This is a genomic window from Thauera butanivorans NBRC 103042, assembly GCF_001591165.1.
Lineage (GTDB): Bacteria > Pseudomonadota > Gammaproteobacteria > Burkholderiales > Rhodocyclaceae > Thauera > Thauera butanivorans.
The window spans coordinates 37,185-57,637 of sequence record NZ_BCUG01000023.1 but is presented as its reverse complement, the minus strand read 5'-3'; the positions used below and the strand labels follow the sequence as shown (position 1 = coordinate 57,637).

Here is a 20,453-nt window from a genome sequence, read left to right as displayed (position 1 = left end):
GGCATTGACGGAATGCGCAAAAAAGGGGCCGAAGCCCCTTTCCTGCACTGGCGCGATTAGCGGCCGGTCGCCTTCGAGATCATGCGCTGGACCAGTCCCGGCGCGGCCAGCAACACGGTAGCGCCAAGGATGAAGGGCCACGAAGTGGAGATCACATCCTTGACGGTATCGACCAAGTCAGTGAAACCCGCTTCGAGCGCAGTCTTCATACCGGCATCGATAACCGATGCGGCGGAAGCTTCGCCGACCAGGCCGAGGACGGCCACAGCCGCACCCGAGGAAATTCCGATAACCCGCTTCATTTTGCTTTCCATGTCAATCACCTTCTGGAGAAAGTAGGCCCTTGATGAGTGAAACAATGCCGCCGGTGATGAAGCCGGCGCCAAAACCGAGCAGGAGGGCCGAAAAACCATACCCGATCAAAACTTGTATATCCGTCATCGCCGCATGAACCCCGCTGCAAAGCCGATTGAGAATGCGACGACGACAAGGGCCGCGAATGCCACGTCCTGAACGGCCATATCGCAGAGGAAGCCGGTGCATTCCAATAGCGTGAGCGGCTGAAAGCCTGCCGTGTCGGTGCCGACATAGACCGGCTGATGTCCCCAGGCACATCCGCCGATGCCCGGTGCGTCAGGATTGGAAGAAGGAATGCAGACGATCACGGCATATCCCGATAGTGGTCGATGACGCCATCGAGCAACGCCAACGCCAGAGAGAAAGCGCCGGCCCGCTCGCTGTAATGGCAGTCTTTCGAGTTGCGAAAGACTTCCGCCTGCTCCGCCGCATAGGCGTTGTACTCAACGTGGGCACGCAGCACTTCGCGCAGGCACGCCAGCATCTGCAGGTGTGCCGATTTATCGTCACCATGACGAAAATCCCGCCGTTGAGATTCTTTCATCACGCCACCCGCCGCAGTTCATCCCAACTGCCGACCGGCTGCGCCAGGACGATCTTGACCGGGCGAATCGGCAGAATCTTGGCGGTGTGCATGTCGGCATCGGTAACGCCGATGGCGCGGAGGTGTTTCAGATGGAGGTAGAACGTTCGTTTAGTCATATAGCCCTTGACCACATCGAAACCATCCTCACGGATATTGCGCAACGTCGTAAAAGCCGCTTCCGCCCTGCCCTCGGTGATGCGATTGACTTCCATCATCTTCGTGACCATTTCCATTCTGTTCATTTCCTTGACCTCCACGCCCTGAACCAATTTCCCGAAAAACGCCTTGTATTCTTCCCAGAGTTGAAATGCCGTCATTTGCCACCATTTGCCGCCCGCCTCGCGCTGGCGCCGGAACCAGCGCGCGCCCTTGGTGCATTCGAGGCGCAATAGCCGGTCGGCGGCATCGAGCTGGTGATCGGATGCCTTGACCTTGCCTTCCTTGGCCAGCTTCCGAAGCTGCGGCCCCTTGTGGTACGCCTTCCCTTTCACCAGATCGCTGGAGGCGTTCCAATACACGGAATCGGCGTCACGCTTCGATCCGGGCTTACGCCGCGATCCATCCGACAACAGCAGCATGCGCAAGGCGGACTTGACCGACTCGTAATCCGGCAGGCCGTAGTTGCCGGTGATGTCGATGCGCTGGCACTGCCACTGTTCAAGCGGCGGCAGCACGGCGTGAAACTCGCGCATCGCGGCGCGGATCATCACGGTCGCGGCGTGGCGGATGTCGAGCGAGCCGAACACGTTGATGCCGTGTTCGAGCGAAGCCGGCGAACCGCCGATGACGAGATAGGTTTCCCGGCCGTCGCCCTTGACCTGCCAGAACAGGCCCACCGAGTCGGAACGCAGCTTGTCGATGTCGAGAACGTGCTTCGACCAGACAAGCTCTCCGTTCGAATCGGTGTGGTGCAGGCTCCCGAGGCAGTCGCGGATGCGGTCATGGACCACCTTCGACAGCCGCGAATGCGTCAGCGGGATGCGGAGGGTGAGCCAGTCGATGAGGAGGTTTCGGAGGATCATTTGATTACTCCGATGGACTCATTTGAAGGCTGTCAGTCCAACCCGTTAGACAAAGTCCGGCACCCCCCAAGACGCCAAAAGTGCACCCTGGTGCACAAAGTCCGGGTGTTACATACGGACCCGGACTCGAAACCCCCTCCGCCATCCCACATCGTGAAACGACGGAAAAAGACTCGGCACCGCAAGAAACCGGCGCCGACCTGCCGCCGAATGGCGACAGATCGACGACCAGGTGAAGGGCCGCTGTCGCCATCGCTCAGTCCTCGAGAGCGAACAGCTTCACGTCGGCGGTCTGGACGTTGCGAATCTCGCCCGTCTCGCGGTCGGTGCTGTTGTAGCTGCGGCGGTAGCCGCCGATGCGCACGCGCACCGTCACATCGTCGTCGCGCTCGCCCAGGCGACGCGAGGCGAGCACGAGCACCGTGGCCGGCGATGAGTACTCGTCCGGCGCCGGCAGGATGATGAGGTTTTCCCAGAACTGGCTGTTGCCTTGCGGGCGGCGGTAAAGCTGCAGACGTCCCTTGATGGTGGCCTCTCCGAGCCGGGTGGCCGACTTGGCCGATGCGGGCAGTTCCGCTACTGATGCTGCTGCGTTTGCACTCATGACGTTCCCCTATGACAACGGTTTCAAGTAACAGCGGCGCAAACGTAACCATCTGGTAACAGTGTTGTCAAGCGGTAACAGCACCGATATGTTCCACCCGTTCCGACGGAGAGAACCATGAACACACAGGACTACCTGAAGGCAGCGAAGAGAAAGCTAGAAGCCGAAACGAACGCCGAACTGGCGCGCGCGCTCGGATTGAGCCGAGCAGCTCTTACGCGATACGACCAAGGGGAACGGGTAATCGACGACTACACCGCCGCCCGTCTGGCGGAATTGCTCGGTATCGATGAGATGACCGTCATCGCCCAGGCGAACGCCGAGCGGGAGAAGGACGCGGCCAAGCGCGCGTTCTGGGAGCACAAAGCAAAAGCGGCCCGCCAGAGAACTGGAGGACCGCTTGGAATATGGCGCGCCCGAGACGATTCGAACGTCCGACCCCTGCCTTCGGAGGGCAGTACTCTATCCAGCTGAGCTACGGGCGCGGGGGCTTGCGCGGATCGCTACCCGCACAAGGGTCGCAAGCATAGCCGTGTTTGTCCGCGAAGTCCATGCCGCGCTGCCACGATGGTTTTTACATGGCTATAATTCGTGCTTTCGCCTTGCGCCATAACACAAGTCAAAGGACCCGAGCATGTCGAACCATCGCGCTCTCACCCGCTTCGCAATGCCTGTCGCCATGATCGCAGCCGCCGGGCTGGCCGGCTGTGGCAATCAGAGTTCGGTCGACCCCGAGCTGACCGCCACCCTGATCCAGCCCGTCGCACGGGTCGAGATCCAGGCCGTCAAGATCGCACCGGGCTCCCGCACTGGCGAGCAGATCTACAAGGCCACCTGTGCCGCCTGCCACGAAGCCGGCCTGGTCGGTGCGCCGAAGACCGGCGATGCGGGCGACTGGGGTTCCCGCCTGGCAATGGGCCTCGACGGCCTGACCGCTTCGGCCATCGCCGGCAAGGGTGCGATGCCCCCGCGCGGCGGCGGCAGCGACCTGACCGACACCGAAGTGAAGCGCGCGGTGGCCTTCCTGGCCAACAGCGCCGGTGCGAGCTACACCGAACCCCCGGTCGAGTAAGTTTCGCTTGTGCTGCCCGTCAGGGCAGCAGGCACTCCGGAAAGGCAGCTTCGGCTGCCTTTTTCGTGTCTGCCATGGGCCGTGCTGCCCGCCCTCAGTCCTTCGCCCGCGACTCGAACATCGCCCGCAGACTGGCCAGTCGCGCCTGGCCTTCCTCCTTCGATACCGGTGCCGCGGTCTTGCGGTCGTTGATGCGGACATCGCCGCCCATCTCAGCGATGAAGCGGCTCGGCTCGCAGGGGCGGAATTCGCGGCCGGACTTGCGCCGCTCGCACCAGGTGACGTTGAGGCTGCGCTGGGCGCGGGTGATGCCGACGTACATCAGCCGGCGCTCTTCCTCGATCTTGTCCTCGTCGATGCTGCTCTGGTGCGGCAGCAGGCCTTCCTCGACGCCGATCAGGAACACATGCGGAAACTCCAGGCCCTTTGAGGCGTGCAGCGTGGCCAGTTGCACGCCGTCGAAATCCGGGTCTTCCTTGTCGAGCATGGACATCAGCGCGATGGTCTGGGTCAGCTCGATCAGGTTCTTGCCGTCTTCCTCGCCCTTCCTGCCCAGCCAGCCGACGAAATCGCGCACGTTGTTCCACTTGGATTCCGCCTCGCGCGTGTCGCAGTGCTCGAACAGCCAAGCTTCGTAGCCGATCGCGCCGAGCAGGTCTTCCAGCAGTTGCGCGGCGGGCTCGCGCGGCGCGCGGTACTGCAGGCGGTTGATGAAGCCGGCGAATTCCTGCACGCCGCCGAGCTGCTTGGCGTTCAGGTGCTGGGTCAGCCCTTCCTCGAACACCGCGGCGAACAGGCTGACGTGGCGCTGGCCGGCATAGGCACCGAGCGCTTCCAGCGTGGCAGCACCGACCCCACGGCGCGGGGTGGTGATGGCACGGATGAAGGCGAGGTCGTCGTCCTCGTTGACCATCAGCCGCAGCCAGGCGATCAGGTCGCGGATCTCGGCCTTGTCGAAAAAGCTCTGCCCGCCCGACATCACGTAGGGAATGCGGTTGTTGCGCAACTGTTGCTCGATGATGCGGGCCTGGTGGTTGCCGCGGTACAGGATGGCGTAGTCCTTGAACCGGGTGCGATTCTCGAACTTGTGCGCGGACAGCTTGGTCGCCACCCATTCGGCCTCGTGCTCGGCATCGCGGCAGTTGGTGACGACGATCTGTTCGCCGACGCCGTGCTCGGACCACAGGCGCTTTTCGAACAGCTTCTCGTTGTTGGCGATGACGGTGTTGGCGGCTTCGAGGATGCGGCGCGACGAGCGGTAGTTCTGCTCCAGCTTGATGACTTTCAGCTTCGGGTAGTCCTGCTGCAGCAGCCGCAGGTTCTCGACGTCGGCACCGCGCCAGGCGTAGATGGCCTGGTCGTCGTCGCCCACCGCGGTGAAGGCGCCGCGCACGCCCGACAGCAGGCGCAGCAGCCGATACTGGGCGCGGTTGGTGTCCTGGTATTCATCCACCAACAGATAGCGCAGCCTGTTCTGCCAGCGCTCGCGTACTTCGGGGTGCTCGTCGAACAGGCGCACCGGCAGCGAGATCAGGTCGTCGAAATCCACCGCCTGGTAGGCGCGCAAGGTGCGTTCGTACTCCTTGTACAGCTTCGCCGCGACCGAGGCGATCTCGTTGTCGGCAAGCTGCGCGGCCTCTTCGGGGGTGATCATCGCGTTCTTCCACGACGAGATCTGCCACTGCATCTGCTTGGCGATGCCCTTGTCGCTGTCGCCGGCGACGTCGGCGACGATCTGCACCGTGTCGGACGCATCGAGGATGGAGAACTGCGGCTTCAGGCCGCAATGCACGGCTTCCTGGCGGATGATGCGCACGCCCAGCGCATGGAAGGTGCACACGGTCAGGCCCTTCGGCGCCCGCCCGCCCATCAGATGGGCGACGCGCTCCTGCATTTCCTTCGCCGCCTTGTTGGTGAAGGTGATCGCGGCGATGTTGGCGGGGCTCAGCCCGCATTCGTCGATCAGGTGGGCGATCTTGTGGGTGATCACCCGCGTCTTGCCGCTGCCCGCGCCGGCCAGCACCAGGCAGGGGCCGTCGAGATAACGGATTGCTTCGCGCTGCGGCGCGTTGAGGAGAGCGGACATCGATTCGGCAGGCGCAGGAGGCGAGGGCACGGCGGCCGGCCATTCTAGCCGAACGGGCACGGGATGCCGCCCGGCCGGACCGGCGCCGGGGATGGCAAGCAGGACCCCGGCACACTAAACTCCCCACGTTGGGCATTCATCCGCGAACGAGCTTCATTGCGAAGCGGCCGGAAACATGCGCATGCCTGAAGCGCAAATACGGGATGGCCGCAGCCCCGCAATACTTTGTCATGGACAAGAACGCCACATTGAAACCCATGCCCGATCGCTCGAGATTCACCGGAGGACCGGCCATCCTGCTGACGGCGGCCACGTCGAGCGTGCTGCTGGGCTTCCTGCTCGCTCACGGGCAGTACGGCGTACTCGGTTCGATCGTCCTGGTCCTGGCCGGCATGGGCATGCTCGCAGCGTCCATGCAGTTTTTCCATCGCCGCGCCGCCTGCAGGACCGATGCCGAGCGCGAACAATCCGGCCACACCGAAACCTGGTACCGCCAGATCATCGAGTTTTCTCCGGACGGCATGCTCATCGTCGATGCCGGCGGCACCATCATCATCGCCAACCCGAAGGCACACGAGCTGTTCGGCTATCCGGCCGGCAGCCTGGTCGGCCTCGGCGTCGACGAGCTCGTGCCCACGGACATCCGCCCGCGCCATGCCGCCATGCGTGCGCGCTTCAACGCTTGTGCCGACGGCCACCTCCATCTCGGCAAGGCCGCCGGCAGCTTCCGCGCAGCCCGGCACGACGGCAGTGAATTTCCCGTCGAACTTGGCCTCACCCATTTGCCCGACCAGGGTGGCGGGCCGGCCTGCACCTGCGTCACGGTGCGCGACGTCACCCAGCACAAGGCCTACGAGCAGACCATTGCCGACCAGCTCACCTTCCAGCGCACGCTGCTCAACACCCTGCCGCATCCGATGTTCTTCAAGGACGGCAAAGGCCGCTACCTCGGTTTCAACCAGGCCTTCCTCGATTCATTCGGCATCGAGCGGGAAACGCTGCTGGGCAAGAGCGTGCTGCAGTTCATGCAGCTACCTGCCGAGGACCGCCTGGCCTACCACGAAGCCAACGAGCGCGTGCTGCGCGAAGGCGGCACCTTCACTGCCGAAATGCGCCTGCCCTACGCCGACGGCAGGGTGCACGACGTGCTCTACAGCCTGAGCGGCCACCGCGGCAGCGACGGCAGGACTGCCGGTCTGGTGGGCGCGCTGATCGACATCAGCGCACAGAAGCAGGCGGAACAGGTTCAGGTGGAGGCCAAGCTGCTGGCCGAGGAAGCGACGCGGCTCAAGTCCGATTTCCTCGCCAACATGAGCCACGAGATCCGCACGCCGATGAACGTCATCATGGGCATGGCGCACCTCGCCCTCGACAGCCCGCTGAGCCCGCGCCAGCGCAACTACCTGGAGAAGATCCATGCGGCCTCGGCAACCCTGCTCGGCATCATCAACGACATTCTCGATTTCTCGAAGATCGAAGCGGGCAAGCTGCAGTTCGAGGAGACCGACTTCTTCCTCGAAGACGTGCTCGCCAATCTTGCCGCCCTCGGCACCGCCAGAGCACAGAACCGCGGCCTGGAACTGCTGTTCGACATCGGCGTCGACGTGCCGACCAGCCTGCGCGGCGACCCGCTGCGGCTCGGCCAGGTGCTCAACAACCTGCTGGGCAATGCGCTCAAGTTCACCACGCAGGGCGAGATCACCATCACCATCCGCCGGGAACGAAGCCTGGACGACAGCGTCTGGCTCTGCTTCGCCGTCCACGACACCGGCATCGGCATCGACGAGGAACAGCGCCAGCACCTGTTCCAGGCCTTCACCCAGGCCGACTCATCCACCTCGCGCAAGTACGGCGGCACCGGCCTGGGGCTGGCGATCTGCAAGCGTCTGGTGGAGCTGATGGGTGGCGAGCTCGGCGTCGATTCCGAGCTGGGCATCGGCAGCACCTTCCATTTCCGTGCCCCGTTCCGTCTGCAGAACCGGCAACGCAGGCTCGAGATCGGCAGCGAGGACATTCTCGGCATGCGCGTGCTGGTCGTGGACGACAACCCCAATGCGCGGGACATCCTGCAAGGCATGCTCCATGCACTGAAATTCGATGCCGACACCGCTGCCGACGCCGCCGGCGCAATCGCGATGCTCGAAAGCGCCTGTGCGGCGGGCCGGCCCTACCGGCTGGTGCTGATGGACTGGATGATGCCCGGCACCAGCGGCGTCGAAGCCATCCGCCAGATCCGCGCCCACCCCGGCATCGGCGAAACGCCCTGCTTCGTCATGGTGACCGCCTTCAGCCGGGAAGAACTGCACGCACGCCTCGGCGACCTGCCGGTCGCCGGCCTGCTGGAGAAACCGGTCACGCCTTCCACGCTGCTCGACTGCATTCTCGCCGCCTTCGGCGCAGCAGACACGCACCAGCCGCGCAAGAAGGCGATGCAGGCCGACTTTCTCGAAGCGCAGCGCGCGCTCCGCGGCGCCCGTCTGCTGCTGGTCGAGGACAACACGATGAACCAGGAGATGAGCGTCGACATCCTCGGCCGCAGCGGCATCCATGTCGATGTCGCCAACAACGGTGCGGAGGCGCTGGCGCTGATCGCCCGCAGCCGATACGACGGCGTGCTGATGGACTGCCAGATGCCGGTCATGGACGGCTTCGAGGCCACGCACCGCATCCGCGCGATGGAAGACTGCGCCCGGCTGCCGATCATCGCAATGACGGCCAATGCCATGAGCGGCGACCGGGAACGCTGCCTGGCGGCAGGGATGAACGATCACATCTCCAAGCCGATCGACGTGCAGCAGCTGTTCATCCGCCTGCATCAATGGATCGGGCCCCGCGCCCGCCAGCAGGCGCTGCCGGACGGCACGCCCGATCCCCGCAGCGACACCATCGCGCTGCCCGCCGTTCCCGGCCTGCAACTCGACACCGCGCTGCAGCGCCTCGGGGGCGACGCCGAACTGCTGCACACCTTGCTGCGCCGCTTCTGCGACACCCAGTGCGACGCCCCGGCGCGGATTTCGCAAGCGCTTGCCGCAGGCGACAGGGACACCGCCGCGCGCATCGCCCATACGCTGAAAGGCCTCGCCGGCAACATCGGCGCGGAAGCCCTCGCCGCCCGCGCCGCCGACATCGACAGCCGCTTGCGCAACGGCCAGGACGCCGAGGCCGCCCTGCACGGACTGGCCGGCGCGCTCGCCACACTGGGCAGCGGCATCCGGGCAGCGCTCGCCCGCCACGCGCCCGCCGGCACCGTCGCCGATACGACAGCCGCCGCAACGCCTGCCTGGCTCGACGCACTCCGGGCCGGCCTGCAGCAACTGGAAAACCTGCTGCTCGCGGATGACGGCGAGAGCGGCCGCCACCTCGACTCCCTCGCCGCCGCCCTCGACAGCCTGGAGCAGCCGGAGCGCATCGAACGACTCCGCGAACTCGTTGCCCTGTACCGCTTCGACGAAGCGCTCGACTGCCTCGACGCCCTGCGCCAGGCTTGCCCGGCTCTCGCCGACCCGCCCCCCACGCCCGAAAGCATCCAGCCATGAGCGAAGCCCCTCCGCGAAGCACCCTTCTCCTGGTCGATGACGTACCGGACAACATCGACATCCTCGGGCGCATTCTCTCGCCGCACTATCGCACCCGTGTCGCACCCGGCGGCGAACGGGCGCTGAAGATCGCCGCCACGCCGCCGCACCCGGATCTGATCCTGCTCGACGTCCGGATGCCGGACATCGACGGCCACGAAGTATGCCGGCGCCTGAAGGCACGCCCGGAAACCCGCGACATCCCAGTCATCTTCGTCACCGCGCTGAACGAAACCGAAGACGAAGCCTACGGCCTCGCGCTCGGTGCCGTCGACTACATCACCAAGCCCGTCAGCCCCGCCATCGTGCTGGCCCGTGTCCGCACCCACCTCGCGCTCTACGACCAGAATCGCGAACTCGCCCGCCAGATCCACGCGCGCACGCTCGACCTGCTCAACACCCGCCAGCAGATCATCCACCGGCTCGGCCGCGCGGCCGAATTCCGCGACGGCGAAACCGGCAACCACATCATCCGCATGAGCCACTACTGCCGCCTGATCGGCGAGGCGGTAGGACTGGACGAAAAAGTCGTGCAGACGCTCTACCACGCCTCGCCGATGCACGACATCGGCAAGATCGGCATCCGCGACACCGTGCTGCTCAAGAACGGACCGCTGAACGAGGAAGAGTGGGCGATGATGATGTGCCACCCGGAAATCGGCGCGGAAATCATCGGCACGCACAGCGACGAACTGCTGGCTGCCGCGCGCGAGATCGCCCTCTGTCACCACGAGCACTGGGACGGCTCCGGCTACCCTCGCGGCCTGGCCGGCGAGGAGATTCCGCTGCTGGCCCGCATCGCCACGATCGCCGACGTCTTCGACGCCCTGCTGACGGGCCGTCCCTACAAGCCGACGTGGAGCGTAGAGGATGCCGTGGCCTACATCGAAGCGGGAGCGGGTTCGCGCTTCGATCCCGGCCTGATCGAACCTTTCCGCCGTGCCCTGCCTCGAATGATCCGGATTCGCGAACGCTTCGCCGACTCCCACGGCAAGCTGGACGACACCGAAGCCGGTCCGCACATTCCCATCTGAGCGCAACGGCGGGAGTGACAGCCGGCGCCTGCTCACCGACAATCCACTCGCACCATGCTCCCGCGGAACCCTTTGATGAAATTGCTCGCAACCGCCCCACTCCTGCGCCGGCCACACCTCAGCCGGCCGCACCTGCATGCGCCTCTCGCCTGCTTCTTCGCCATCGCCATGCTGGCCCAGTCCTTCGCCGCCCAGGCCCAGCGCACCGGCAGCGTCGGCGGCTGCGACATCCGCCGCGGCACCTTGTGCACCAATGCCAATCTGAACGGCGCCCAGCTCGCCGGCGTCAATCTGGCCAATTCGCAATTCACCCGCTCCGATCTGTCGGGCGCGGACCTCAGCGGCGCAACGCTGAGCGAGGCGAACTTCTCCAGCACCGACGTCACCGGCACCAACTTCAATGGCGCATCGATGGCGCGCATCAACCTGCGCAACGCGCGGGCCGCCAATGCCACGCTGGTCGAGGCCGATCTGCGCAACGCCGTGCTGCAGAACGCCGTGCTGACGGCGGCCGATCTCAGCGGCGCCCGGCTGGCGAACGCCGACCTGACCAACGCCCGGCTCGAAGGCGCGAAGCTGGACAGGGCCGATCTGCAGCGCGCCAACCTGCGCGCCGCCAAGCTCAAGGGCGCCTCGCTCGCCGGCGCCAACCTGCAGGGTGCGATCCTGACCCGCGCGGTGCTGGTCGACGCCGATCTCAGCGGCGCCAATCTCGATCAGGCGATCTTCCTCAATGCCCAGACTGACGGCTGCACCGGCTGCCCCTGAAACCTTCTCCGCCCCTCAGCGCACCGTCTGGCGCAGCTCACCGACGATGCGCGCAGGAATCGCGCGCAGATCCAGCACTTCGCAAGCCGCGCCGATTTCCGCCGCTTCGCGCGGCATGCCATAGACCACGCACGAAGCCTCGTCCTGCGCAATGGTGAAGGCCCCCGCGCGGCGCATCTCGAGCAGGCCGGCAGCGCCATCCTTGCCCATGCCGGTCAGCAGCACGCCGACCGCATTGCGTCCCGCCACCCGGGCAACCGCCTGGAACAGCACATCCACCGAAGGCCGATGGCGGTTGACCGGCGCACTTCCCGAGACTTCTGCCAGGTAATGGCCGCCGCTGCGGATGACCGCAAGATGGGAGTGCCCCGGCGCCACATAGGCATGGCCCGGCAGGATGCGCTCGCCATGCACCGCCTCCTTGACCACCAAGGCGCAGGTCCGGTCGAGGCGCTCGGCAAAGGAACGGGTGAAGCGTTCGGGCATGTGCTGGGCAATGACGATGCCCGGCAACCCGGCCGGCAGCCCGGCCAGCACTTCGCGGATGGCCTCGGTGCCGCCGGTCGACGCACCGATGGCGATCAGTCTGTCGTTGAATGCCAGCGGTTGGCGCAAGGCCATCGCGGCGCCCGCCTCAGGCCGGCCGGAGGACAGGTGCATAAGTGGTACGCCCCAGGCTGCGGAACAGATCGGAATGATTCTGCAGGCTTTCGGAATGGCCGCATATCAGCAAGCCCTCGGGGCGCAGCAGCGGACGAAAACGCTCGATGATGCGGCGCTGGGTACTCTTGTCGAAATAAATCATCACGTTGCGGCAGAAAATGGCATCGAACTGGCCACGCAGCCCCCAGTCGGCATCGAGCAGATTGATGTGCCTGAAGTCGATGCGGGCGGACAGTTCGGGGCGCACCTGCAGCATGCCCTGCCCGGCACCGGGTGCCGGCTGGAAGAAGCGTCGCAGGCGATCGGGCGCAAGCTCGCGCACCCGCGCTTCAGCATAGACGCCGCGCCGTGCGCTTTCCAGCACCTGGGTATCCACGTCCGAGGCGACGATCTCGACGCGGGCCGCAGGCAGCGCCTCGGCCAGCGTGATCGCGATCGAGTACGGCTCCTCGCCGGTCGAGGACGCCGCGCACCACACCCGGTAGGCCCCCGCGCCGCCACGGTTGCGGGCGTGCTCGGCGAGTATCGGGAAATGGTGCGGTTCGCGGAAGAAGGAGGTCAGATTGGTCGTCAGCGCATTGATGAAGGCCTGGCGTTCCCGCCCGCGGTCGGCTTCGACCAGATCGAGATACGCCTCGAAGCTCTTCAGCCCTTTCGCCCGCAGGCAGCGCACCAGCCGGCCGTACACCATGTCCTGCTTCATGTCGGTCATCGCAATGCCCGCCAGCCGGTGGATCAGCTTGCGCGCACGTTCGAACTCCCGTTCGGAGAACGAAAACTCCCGTATCGACTGGACCTGGCCAGTCCTGACGCCAGCCTCGCTCGAAAACATCTCCATCCGCCCTCAGCCTGCGCCGCGCGCATGCACGGCAAGGCTCCGATTGTCGACGTTCCGCCGCATGCAGCCTGTGAGTTCTTCCCTGTCCACAGCGTTTTTTCCATGCCAGCGTCGTTCGACGCAGTTTCGCCGGCACCTGAAAATGCCGAACCCCCAGCGGCGGCGATGCCGGACTGGGGGCGGCAGGTCTTGCAGCCGAGTGTGATTACGCCGCCTGGAGCTGCGAATCACGCGCGGAACGCTGGCTTTGCATCGAGCTCGCAGCGAGCGCCGTGCATCGGCTGCTATCGATGGAAATCACACGACCCCTGCACCATGCGCCTGCTGATCCGCCCAATAGCTCGACCGGACCATCGGACCGCAGGCCGCGTTGCGGAAACCCATCTTCAGCGCTTCGGTCTCGAACATCTTGAAGGTGTCCGGGTGCACATAGCGCAGTACCGGCAGGTGGCCGCCGGAGGGCTGCAGGTACTGGCCGATGGTCAGCATGTCGACGTCGTGGGCGCGCATGTCGCGCATGACTTCGAGGATTTCCTCGTCGGTCTCGCCGAGGCCGACCATCAGGCCGGACTTGGTCAGCACGTCCGGGTGGCGGGCCTTGAACTGGCGCAGCAGTTCGAGCGAATAGGCATAGTCGGAACCCGGGCGGGCCTGCTTGTACAGCCGCGGCACGGTCTCGAGGTTGTGGTTCATGACGTCGGGCGGCGCCTGGTCGAAGATGTCGAGGGCAACTTCCATGCGGCCGCGGAAGTCGGGCACCAGCACTTCGATCGTCGTCGCCGGCGAGGCGCTGCGGGTCTCGCGGATGCACTCGACGAAGTGCTGGGCGCCGCCGTCGCGCAGGTCGTCGCGGTCGACCGAGGTGATCACGACGTACTTCAGCCGCATCGCGGCGATGGTCTTGGCGAGGTCGCGCGGCTCGTCGGCGTTCAGCGGCTCGGGGCGGCCGTGGCCGACGTCACAGAAGGGACAGCGGCGGGTGCAGATGTCGCCCATGATCATGAAGGTGGCCGTGCCCTTGCCGAAGCATTCGTGGATGTTGGGGCAGGACGCTTCCTCGCACACGGTGTGCAGCTTGTGCTCGCGCAGCGTGGCCTTGATCTCGTTGAAGCGCTCGGCTTCCTGGCCGGCGCCGAGCCGGATGCGGATCCAGTCAGGCTTCTGCAGGCGCTCGGCGGGGACGATCTTGATCGGGATCCGCGCCGTCTTTGCGGCGCCGCGCTGTTTGCGGGCGGGGGTTTCCACCGGGTTTTCCATGTTGTCCGCTCTCTGTGTGGTGTGGCGCTCTTGGTAGATGAGCGCGATTATGGCCCCGCCGGCGCCTCTTGCGCAGCCCGTTCAGGCTGATTGTGCGCATCAGCCCGCGCTTCGATCGGCGGCAGCAGGCGCTGCAGATGGGCCAGCAGGCGCTCGCCGACGGCTTCGACGCCGTCATCCACGCCGAAATCCTTCATGCGGATGGTCTTGAGGCCCTCGTAGCCGCAGGGATTGATCCAGCCGAAGGGCGTCAGGTCGGCATCGACGTTGATCGCCAGGCCGTGATAGCTGCAGCCGTTCTTGACCCGCAGGCCGAGCGCGGCGATCTTGTCGCCGGCGATGTAGACGCCGGGCGCGCCGTCCTTGCGCTCGGCGGCGAGGCCGTACTCGGCCAGGGTGTCGATGATCGCCTGCTCCATCAGATGGACCAGTTCGCGCACCTTCAGGCGCCGCCGCGGCAGGTCGATCAGCAGGTAGGCGACGAGCTGGCCCGGGCCGTGGTAGGTGATCTGGCCACCACGGTCGATCTGCACCAGCGGGATGCCCGCCGGGTTGCACAGCAGGTGCTCGGCCTTGCCGGCCTGTCCCAGGGTATAGACCGGCGGATGCTGCAGCAGCCAGATCTCGTCCGGCGTGCCGTCCGTGCGCCCGGCGGTGAACACGCGCATCGCTTCCAGCGCCGGCGCGTAGTCCACCAGGCCGAGGCGCTTGACGATCACAGCACCACCTTGACCAGCGGGTGCGAAGTCAGCTCGCGGTACAGCGCATCGACCTGCTGCTGCGAGGTGGCGCGGAAGGTACAGGTCACCGCCAGGTAGTTGCCCTTGCTCGACGGCCGCATCTCGGCGCCGGCGGGCTCGAAGTCCGGCGCGTGGCGCAGCACCACTTCGATCACTGCCTGGGCGAAGCCGTCCACCCGCGCGCCCATGGCCTTGATCGGAAAGTCGCAGGGGTATTCGATCAGGGTCTGGCGCGGCTGCGCACCGCTGTGTTCGCTCATGGCGTATTCGCTCAGAGGTTCTTGAAGAACAGCACGATCGCGTCCCACAGGCGGCCGAAGAAGCCGGCCACCGGCACGTCCTTGAGCGCGACCACCGGATATTCGCCCAGCGACTTGCCGTCGACGCTCAGCTTCAGCGTGCCAACCGGCTGGCCCTTCTCCAGCGGCGCGATCAGCGGCTGGCGGCTCTCCAGCGACACGGCGACGTTCTGCGCCACCTCCTTGGGCAGCGACATGACGAAATCGCGGGTGAAGCCGACCGCCACCTCGTTGTCCTCGCCCTTCCAGACGCGGAACTGCGACAGCGCCTCGTCTGCCGAGTAGAGCTTGACCGTGTCGTAGAACTGGAAGCCGAAGTTCAGCAGCTTCAGCGACTCCTGCGCCCGCACGGTGTCGGAAGCGGCGCCGAGCACGACCGAGATCAGGCGGCGGCTTCCGCGCTGCGCGGTCGACACCAGGCAGTAGCCGGCGGTGCTGGTGTGGCCGGTCTTCATGCCGTCGACGGTGGCGTCCATGTACAGCAGGCGGTTGCGGTTGGGCTGCTTGATGCCGTTGTAGGTGAACTCCTTCAGCGAGTACAGGTTGTAGAACTCGGGGAAGTCGCGCACGATCGCGCTCGCCAGGATGGCCAGGTCGCGCGCGGTGGTGTAGAGCTGCGGATCGGGCAGGCCGGTGGAGTTGGTGAAGTTGGTGTTGGTCATGCCCAGGCGCTGGGCTTCGCGGTTCATCAGCGCGGCGAAGGCTTCCTCGCTGCCGGCGATCGCCTCGGACAGCGCCACGCAGGCGTCGTTGCCCGACTGCACGATCACGCCGCGGATCAGCTCATCGACGGTCACCGGCTTGTTCGGCTCGATGAACATGCGCGAACCTTCCATGCGCCAGGCCTTGGTCGACACCGGCACCACCTGGTCCGGCGTCAGCGTGCCTGCCCTCAGTGCGCTGAAAGTCAGGTAGGCCGTCATCAGCTTGGTCAGCGAAGCCGGCTCGATGCGGGTGTCGGCATCCTTGTCGACGAGCACCTGCCCGGTGGCATGGTCGACCAGCACCCAGGTATTGGCGGCCAGCGCCGGCGGCGGCACGGACTGCGCCAGCGCGGCAAAGGAAAACAGTGAAATCAGGACGGCAAGGACGAAACGCATGAGGGAACCCGGAAAGAAGAGGGAAAAAGCTGGCGGGAACGCCGGATTATAAGTGCCACCCCGGCTGCGGACCAAAAGCGAAAGGCCTTGTTTCAACCCGCTGCGGCAGCGCAGCAGCCGGCAGCGGCCGTTCAGCGCACGATCACGAATGGCTTGAGCTTGAGCGCCGCCCCCATTCTCTCGGCCGCCGCCCGCGCCGCATCGACCGTGTCGTAGGGACCGGCATGCAGGCGGAAACGCTCGCCGTCGGCGAACAGTTCGAGGCGCTCCGCATGTTCACCGACTTCATCCGCAACCGAAGCCTTGAAGCCTTCGGCGTTCGCGCGCGAAGTGAAGGCGCCGAGCTGCAGGAAGATGCCGGCACTGGCCGAGGCGATGTGCGGCACCAGGCCGTCGCCAACTTCCGTCGCAGCGACTGCAGCAGTCTCGACCGCTGCAGCGCCGGCTGCCGCAGCCACCACACGCGCGGCGGCGCTCTGCCCGGTGGCAGCGGCCGCAGTGCCTGCCTCCACGCGCGGCGGCGCCAGCGGGGGCAGGGTGCGCGGCGCAGCGTCCACCACTTCGGCCGGAGCCGTCGTCGGCGCCGCTGCGGCTTCGATGGCCTGGGCCTGGCGGCCGCGTACCGGCGGCACCGGCCTCGCCGCCGCAAGCAGCGGCAGTTCGTCCGGCAGGATCTGCTCGACTTCGACTTCCGCGCTGCCGGCGTTGATGTAGCCCAGCTTGTGGGCCGCGGTGTAGGACAGGTCGATGATGCGGCCCTTGTGGAAGGGGCCGCGGTCGTTGATCCGCACCACCACCGAACGCCCGCTGGCCACATGCGTGACGCGCACGTAGCTCGGGATCGGCAGCGTCGGGTGCGCGGCGGTCATCGCATACATGTCGTAGGGTTCGCCGCTGGACGTGGGCTTGCCGTGGAAGCGGCGGCCATACCAGCTCGCTCGTCCGCGTTCGCGGTGAGGCCGCAGCTCGGTGGCGGGCACGTAGCCCTTGCCGAAGACGTTGTAGGGCCGGTTGGCGAAGCGGTGCAGCGGCTCGAGGCGGGGCTCGGCGTCGGGAATGGCATCGAGGTTGTCGGGCGGCACCTCGTCCGGGCCGTCGTCCTTGTAATAGCCGCCGCCGCGGCCGGCGGGCTTCGCCGCACTCGCCGCAGGCGGTTCGGCCGCGGCGCTGCCTTCACCGCGCTTCGGCGCGGAACCGCAGGCCGACAGCAGCACGGCGGCAAATGCCAGCACGGCCACGCCAGCCAGCCCGCGGCAGCGCGGTCGCCGCATGGCCGGGGTGTGGACGCTGCGAGCATCGGCCCGGGCAGAATCGGATTTCATCGGCGCTCCTCGGTCGTTCAAGCCTTGCGCGCCGTCAGCCGGCTGCGCTGGATGCTCATCAGGATACCCACGCCCAGACACAGCGTGACGAGCGCGGTTCCCCCGTAGCTGATGAAGGGCAGCGGCACCCCTACGACAGGCAGGATGCCGCTGACCATGCCCATGTTCACGAAGGCATAGGTGAAGAAGATCATCGTGATCGCGCCGGCGAGCAGGCGCGAGGCATGCGTGGGCGCGAAGGCCGCGATGACGAAGCCGCGCACGATCAGCAGCAGGTAGGTCGCCAGCAGCACGACGGCGCCGATCAGGCCGAACTCCTCGGCCAGCACGGCGAAGATGAAGTCGGTATGGCGCTCGGGCAGGAAGGCGAGATGGGTCTGGGTACCTTCCATCCAGCCCTTGCCCGACACGCCCCCCGAACCGATGGCGATGGTGGACTGGATGATGTGGAAGCCCTTGCCGAGCGGATCGCGCGTCGGGTCGAGCAGGGTGCACACGCGCTGCTTCTGGTACTCGCGCAGCACCTGCCAATCGACTTCGGGCTGGCACAGCGTGTCGCCGAAGGCGACGATGGAACCCAGGCCGATGACCAGCGCGACGACCAGCGGCACGATCAGCTTCCACGACAGGCCGGCGAAATAGATCACGTACAGGCCGGAAGCGGCGACCAGCAGGCTGGTGCCGAGATCGGGCTGGATCAGGATCAGACCGACCGGCACCACCAGCAGCGCACCGGCGACGAGGAAATCGACGAAGCGGGTCTGGCCTTCGCGCTGGTGGAAATACCAGGCCAGCATCAGCGGCATCGAGATCTTCATGATCTCGGACGGCTGGATGCGGGTGATGCCGATGTCGAGCCAGCGCCGCGCGCCTTTCGAAATCTCGCCGAACAGATCGACCCCGATCAGCAGCACCACCCCGAGCGCATACAGCGGCAGCGCGAGCCGCAGCAGATGCACGGGCGTCAGCCAGGCCATCGCCCACATCGCCGCCAGCGCGATGGCGAAATGCAGTGCCTGGTTGTCCAGGCGCTCGGGCGAGGCGCTCTGCATCAGCACCCAGGCATAGCCGAGCAGCACCGCCAGCAGCAGCAGCAGGATCGGGTCGATCGGCCGAAGGAAGGCGCGCACGAGCGCGAGCGGGTTGAAACGCCAGTTGCTCATCGCAGGCTCCCTGCCGGCGCTTCGGCCGCTGCGGCATCGGCCGGGGCCGCTTCGGCCTGCTCGCCGCCTTCGAGTTCGCCGGCGACGGCATCCTCTGCCGCCGGTTCGCCCGCTTGCTGGTGCAGCAGGTAATAGTCCATCACCTGGCGCGCGATCGGCGCCGCCGACTGCGCGCCGAAGCCGCCGTTCTCGACCAGCACCGCGAGCGCGATGCGCGGCGCCTCGGCCGGCGCATAGGCGACGAACCAGGAATGATCGCGCAGGCGCTCGCGCACCCGCCCCTCGACGTAGCGCTGGCCGCGCAGCGAGAACACCTGCGCGGTGCCGGTCTTGCCACCCGAGGAGTATTCCGCCCCCTGGAAGGCACGCTTGCCGGTGCCGCTGACATTCACGCCGACCATGCCGTCGCGCACCGCCTTGATGTTGCCCGCCTTGAGCGGAATCTCGCGCAGCGGCTCGGGCTCGACCGCACGCCGCTGCCCGGTGCGCGAATCGACGACGTAGCGCACGATGTGCGGCCGGTACAGCTTGCCGTCGTTGACCAGCGCTGCCAGCGCATTGGCCAGTTGCAGCGGCGTGAAGGCATTGTAGCCCTGGCCGATGCCGACCGAGATCGTCTCGCCGGCGAACCACTGCTGCTGTTCGGTGCGGCGGAAGCGCTGGCGCTTCCATTCCGGCGAGGGCAGCACGCCGCTGGCCTCGCCCGGCAGGTCGATGCCGGTGCGCGAACCGAAGCCGAACGGCGCCATGAACCTGGCGATGTTGTCGATGCCGAGCTCATGGGCGAGCTGGTAATAGTAGGTGTTGCACGACACCACGATGGACTTGTGCAGGTCGACCATGCCGTGGCCGCCGATCTTGTCGTCCATGAAACGGTGGTTGCCGAGGGTGAAATAACCGAAGTCGGCGATCGCCTGCCCCGGCGTGCGCTTGCCCGTCTCCAGCCCGGCCAGCGCCATGAAGGGCTTGAACGTGGAGCCCGGCGGGTAGGCCGAATAGATCGCACGGTTCAGCAGCGGATGGTCTGGCGACTCGTTGAGCGCCTTCCAGTCCTGGGTGGAGATGCCATCGACGAACAGGTTGGGATCGAAGCTCGGCGTCGATACCAGCGCCAGCACGCCGCCGGTGGCCGGCTCGATCGCCACCAGTGCGCCGCGGCGCTCGCCGAAGGCTTTTTCGGCCACGCGCTGCAGCTCGATGTCCAGCGTCAGCTCGAGGTCGTTGCCCGGCGTCGGCGGCATGCTCGACAGCGCGCGCACCGCCCGCCCGCCGGCATTGACTTCGACCTGCTCGATGCCGGTGGTGCCGTGCAGCTCGGATTCGTAGAACTGCTCCAGCCCGGCCTTGCCGATGTGCTGGGTGCCGCGGTAGTTGGCGGTTTCGCCCGCTTCCTCGATGCGCTCGACGTCGCGCTGGTTGATGCGGCCGATGTAGCCGACGACGTGCGCCCCCACCGTGCCCTGCGGATAGTCGCGCAGCAGCCGCGCCTTCACGTCGACGCCCGGCAGGCGGTAGCGCTGCGACACCACGCGGGCGACTTCCTCGTCGCTGAGACGGCTGCGCACCGGCACGCTCTCGAAGCTGCGGCTTTCCTCCAGCAGCTTCATGAAGCGCCGGCGCTCGCGCGGCTCGATCGCCACCAGGGTGGCGAGTTCGTCCAGCGTGCCCTGGATGTCCTTGACCTGCGACGGCGTGATCTCCAGCGTGTAGGTGGCGTAGTTGCGCGCCAGCACGACGCCGTTGCGGTCGACGATGGTGCCGCGATGCGGCACTTTCGGCAGCAGCGCGATGCGGTTGTCCTCGGCCCGCGTCAGGTAGTAGTCGTGGCGCACCACCTGCAGGTAGTGGAAGCGCGCCGCCAGCAGCCCCAGGCAGACGCAGACGAACAGCAGCGCCACCACCACCCGCAGGCGGAAGCGGGCGAGTTCCCGGGCGGTGGAACGAATCTCCGTCATCCGCCGCAAGTC

General features: G+C 66.4%; 20 protein-coding genes, 1 tRNA gene and 1 pseudogene. 5 read left to right on the top strand and 17 right to left on the bottom strand.

Features of this window, described 5'->3' with window-relative positions; all coding sequences use genetic code 11:
* Positions 1 to 56 precede the first annotated feature (56 nt).
* The 6 genes from TBU01S_RS11275 to TBU01S_RS11260 form a co-directional block, all read right to left on the bottom strand.
* The gene (locus tag TBU01S_RS11275; RefSeq protein WP_157659130.1) at positions 57 to 314 is read right to left on the bottom strand and encodes a hypothetical protein; all 258 of its coding nucleotides are present in this window, start codon (positions 312 to 314) and stop codon (positions 57 to 59) included.
* Between the two features lies 1 nt (position 315).
* Positions 316 to 441, bottom strand: coding sequence for a COX20 family protein (locus tag TBU01S_RS24500; RefSeq protein ID WP_217999603.1), 126 nt, complete (start codon positions 439 to 441; stop codon positions 316 to 318).
* On the bottom strand, positions 438 to 665 hold the full coding sequence (locus tag TBU01S_RS23865; RefSeq protein WP_157659129.1) for a hypothetical protein: 228 nt from the start codon (positions 663 to 665) through the stop codon (positions 438 to 440). The genes TBU01S_RS24500 and TBU01S_RS23865 overlap by 4 nt, the downstream gene beginning before the upstream one ends.
* The gene (locus tag TBU01S_RS11270) at positions 662 to 901 is read right to left on the bottom strand and encodes a hypothetical protein (protein WP_068636743.1); all 240 of its coding nucleotides are present in this window, start codon (positions 899 to 901) and stop codon (positions 662 to 664) included. The genes TBU01S_RS23865 and TBU01S_RS11270 overlap by 4 nt, the downstream gene beginning before the upstream one ends.
* Positions 901 to 1,965: a phage/plasmid replication protein, II/X family gene (locus tag TBU01S_RS11265; protein ID WP_068636742.1), complete on the bottom strand. Its 1,065-nt coding sequence runs from the start codon at positions 1,963 to 1,965 to the stop codon at positions 901 to 903. The genes TBU01S_RS11270 and TBU01S_RS11265 overlap by 1 nt, the downstream gene beginning before the upstream one ends.
* A gap of 256 nt (positions 1,966 to 2,221) precedes the next feature.
* Positions 2,222 to 2,569 carry a hypothetical protein gene (locus tag TBU01S_RS11260; RefSeq protein WP_068636741.1) on the bottom strand — a complete coding sequence of 116 codons (348 nt, stop codon included), beginning with the start codon at positions 2,567 to 2,569 and terminating at the stop codon, positions 2,222 to 2,224.
* A gap of 117 nt (positions 2,570 to 2,686) precedes the next feature.
* Here TBU01S_RS11260 and TBU01S_RS25090 point away from each other — a divergent pair.
* Positions 2,687 to 2,848 (top strand): annotated as a pseudogene (locus tag TBU01S_RS25090) (helix-turn-helix domain-containing protein); the annotation flags it as partial.
* A 129-nt stretch (positions 2,849 to 2,977) separates the two neighbouring features.
* Here the strand turns inward: TBU01S_RS25090 and TBU01S_RS11255 are convergent.
* Positions 2,978 to 3,054, bottom strand: a tRNA-Arg gene (locus tag TBU01S_RS11255).
* 149 nt (positions 3,055 to 3,203) lie between these two features.
* Between TBU01S_RS11255 and TBU01S_RS11250 the strand changes: the two genes are divergently transcribed.
* The gene (locus TBU01S_RS11250) at positions 3,204 to 3,641 is read left to right on the top strand and encodes a c-type cytochrome (protein WP_068636740.1); all 438 of its coding nucleotides are present in this window, start codon (positions 3,204 to 3,206) and stop codon (positions 3,639 to 3,641) included.
* Positions 3,642 to 3,735: 94 nt separating this feature from the next.
* On the opposite strand, the gene TBU01S_RS11245 is transcribed toward TBU01S_RS11250, so the two are convergent.
* Entirely contained in the window at positions 3,736 to 5,727 is a 1,992-nt protein-coding gene (locus TBU01S_RS11245) for a UvrD-helicase domain-containing protein (RefSeq protein ID WP_068636739.1), read from the bottom strand.
* A gap of 230 nt (positions 5,728 to 5,957) precedes the next feature.
* Between TBU01S_RS11245 and TBU01S_RS11240 the strand changes: the two genes are divergently transcribed.
* The 3 genes from TBU01S_RS11240 to TBU01S_RS11230 all read left to right on the top strand — a co-directional run bounded on the left by TBU01S_RS11240 (position 5,958) and on the right by TBU01S_RS11230 (position 11,104).
* Positions 5,958 to 9,263, top strand: a complete 3,306-nt coding sequence (locus tag TBU01S_RS11240; RefSeq protein WP_169802966.1) for a PAS domain-containing hybrid sensor histidine kinase/response regulator — start codon at positions 5,958 to 5,960, stop codon at positions 9,261 to 9,263.
* Complete coding sequence (locus TBU01S_RS11235; protein WP_068636737.1) at positions 9,260 to 10,336, top strand: response regulator; 1,077 nt, start codon at positions 9,260 to 9,262, stop codon at positions 10,334 to 10,336. The genes TBU01S_RS11240 and TBU01S_RS11235 overlap by 4 nt, the downstream gene beginning before the upstream one ends.
* Positions 10,337 to 10,411: 75 nt before the next feature.
* A complete protein-coding gene (locus tag TBU01S_RS11230) occupies positions 10,412 to 11,104 on the top strand; it encodes a pentapeptide repeat-containing protein (protein WP_083953574.1) in 693 nt (230 codons plus the stop codon).
* A 15-nt stretch (positions 11,105 to 11,119) separates the two neighbouring features.
* On the opposite strand, the gene TBU01S_RS11225 is transcribed toward TBU01S_RS11230, so the two are convergent.
* The 9 genes from TBU01S_RS11225 to mrdA form a co-directional block, all read right to left on the bottom strand.
* Positions 11,120 to 11,725: a chemotaxis protein CheB gene (locus TBU01S_RS11225; RefSeq protein WP_068636776.1), complete on the bottom strand. Its 606-nt coding sequence runs from the start codon at positions 11,723 to 11,725 to the stop codon at positions 11,120 to 11,122.
* A gap of 13 nt (positions 11,726 to 11,738) precedes the next feature.
* Complete coding sequence (locus TBU01S_RS11220) at positions 11,739 to 12,605, bottom strand: CheR family methyltransferase (protein ID WP_068636736.1); 867 nt, start codon at positions 12,603 to 12,605, stop codon at positions 11,739 to 11,741.
* 297 nt (positions 12,606 to 12,902) lie between these two features.
* On the bottom strand, positions 12,903 to 13,850 hold the full coding sequence (gene lipA, locus TBU01S_RS11215; protein ID WP_068636735.1) for a lipoyl synthase: 948 nt from the start codon (positions 13,848 to 13,850) through the stop codon (positions 12,903 to 12,905).
* Between the two features lie 59 nt (positions 13,851 to 13,909).
* Positions 13,910 to 14,581 carry a lipoyl(octanoyl) transferase LipB gene (gene lipB, locus TBU01S_RS11210; RefSeq protein WP_068636734.1) on the bottom strand — a complete coding sequence of 224 codons (672 nt, stop codon included), beginning with the start codon at positions 14,579 to 14,581 and terminating at the stop codon, positions 13,910 to 13,912.
* Entirely contained in the window at positions 14,578 to 14,862 is a 285-nt protein-coding gene (locus TBU01S_RS11205; RefSeq protein ID WP_068636733.1) for a YbeD family protein, read from the bottom strand. Before TBU01S_RS11205 ends, lipB begins: the two co-directional genes overlap by 4 nt.
* An 11-nt stretch (positions 14,863 to 14,873) precedes the next feature.
* Positions 14,874 to 16,001 carry a D-alanyl-D-alanine carboxypeptidase family protein gene (locus tag TBU01S_RS11200; RefSeq protein WP_068636732.1) on the bottom strand — a complete coding sequence of 376 codons (1,128 nt, stop codon included), beginning with the start codon at positions 15,999 to 16,001 and terminating at the stop codon, positions 14,874 to 14,876.
* A 131-nt stretch (positions 16,002 to 16,132) separates the two neighbouring features.
* Positions 16,133 to 17,323 (bottom strand): septal ring lytic transglycosylase RlpA family protein, encoded by a 1,191-nt coding sequence (locus TBU01S_RS11195; protein WP_068636731.1) that lies wholly within the window; start codon positions 17,321 to 17,323, stop codon positions 16,133 to 16,135.
* Between the two features lie 17 nt (positions 17,324 to 17,340).
* Positions 17,341 to 18,486: a rod shape-determining protein RodA gene (rodA, locus tag TBU01S_RS11190; RefSeq protein WP_068636730.1), complete on the bottom strand. Its 1,146-nt coding sequence runs from the start codon at positions 18,484 to 18,486 to the stop codon at positions 17,341 to 17,343.
* Positions 18,483 to 20,441: a penicillin-binding protein 2 gene (gene mrdA / locus TBU01S_RS11185; protein ID WP_068636729.1), complete on the bottom strand. Its 1,959-nt coding sequence runs from the start codon at positions 20,439 to 20,441 to the stop codon at positions 18,483 to 18,485. Before mrdA ends, rodA begins: the two co-directional genes overlap by 4 nt.
* Between the last annotated feature and the right edge of the window lie 12 nt (positions 20,442 to 20,453).

What these genes read in the sequence shown, in the direction of transcription:
- TBU01S_RS11275 (WP_157659130.1), bottom strand. Translation starts at nt 314, where the DNA reads ATGGAAAGCAAAATGAAGCGGGTTATCGGAATTTCCTCGGGTGCGGCT.
- TBU01S_RS24500 (WP_217999603.1), bottom strand. Translation starts at nt 441, where the DNA reads ATGACGGATATACAAGTTTTGATCGGGTATGGTTTTTCGGCCCTCCTG.
- TBU01S_RS11270 (WP_068636743.1), bottom strand. Translation starts at nt 901, where the DNA reads ATGAAAGAATCTCAACGGCGGGATTTTCGTCATGGTGACGATAAATCG.
- TBU01S_RS11265 (WP_068636742.1), bottom strand. Translation starts at nt 1,965, where the DNA reads ATGATCCTCCGAAACCTCCTCATCGACTGGCTCACCCTCCGCATCCCG.
- TBU01S_RS11260 (WP_068636741.1), bottom strand. Translation starts at nt 2,569, where the DNA reads ATGAGTGCAAACGCAGCAGCATCAGTAGCGGAACTGCCCGCATCGGCC.
- TBU01S_RS11250 (WP_068636740.1), top strand. Translation starts at nt 3,204, where the DNA reads ATGTCGAACCATCGCGCTCTCACCCGCTTCGCAATGCCTGTCGCCATG.
- TBU01S_RS11245 (WP_068636739.1), bottom strand. Translation starts at nt 5,727, where the DNA reads ATGTCCGCTCTCCTCAACGCGCCGCAGCGCGAAGCAATCCGTTATCTC.
- TBU01S_RS11240 (WP_169802966.1), top strand. Translation starts at nt 5,958, where the DNA reads ATGGACAAGAACGCCACATTGAAACCCATGCCCGATCGCTCGAGATTC.
- TBU01S_RS11235 (WP_068636737.1), top strand. Translation starts at nt 9,260, where the DNA reads ATGAGCGAAGCCCCTCCGCGAAGCACCCTTCTCCTGGTCGATGACGTA.
- TBU01S_RS11230 (WP_083953574.1), top strand. Translation starts at nt 10,412, where the DNA reads ATGAAATTGCTCGCAACCGCCCCACTCCTGCGCCGGCCACACCTCAGC.
- TBU01S_RS11225 (WP_068636776.1), bottom strand. Translation starts at nt 11,725, where the DNA reads ATGGCCTTGCGCCAACCGCTGGCATTCAACGACAGACTGATCGCCATC.
- TBU01S_RS11220 (WP_068636736.1), bottom strand. Translation starts at nt 12,605, where the DNA reads ATGGAGATGTTTTCGAGCGAGGCTGGCGTCAGGACTGGCCAGGTCCAG.
- TBU01S_RS11205 (WP_068636733.1), bottom strand. Translation starts at nt 14,862, where the DNA reads ATGAGCGAACACAGCGGTGCGCAGCCGCGCCAGACCCTGATCGAATAC.
- TBU01S_RS11200 (WP_068636732.1), bottom strand. Translation starts at nt 16,001, where the DNA reads ATGCGTTTCGTCCTTGCCGTCCTGATTTCACTGTTTTCCTTTGCCGCG.
- TBU01S_RS11195 (WP_068636731.1), bottom strand. Translation starts at nt 17,323, where the DNA reads ATGAAATCCGATTCTGCCCGGGCCGATGCTCGCAGCGTCCACACCCCG.
- rodA (WP_068636730.1), bottom strand. Translation starts at nt 18,486, where the DNA reads ATGAGCAACTGGCGTTTCAACCCGCTCGCGCTCGTGCGCGCCTTCCTT.
- mrdA (WP_068636729.1), bottom strand. Translation starts at nt 20,441, where the DNA reads ATGACGGAGATTCGTTCCACCGCCCGGGAACTCGCCCGCTTCCGCCTG.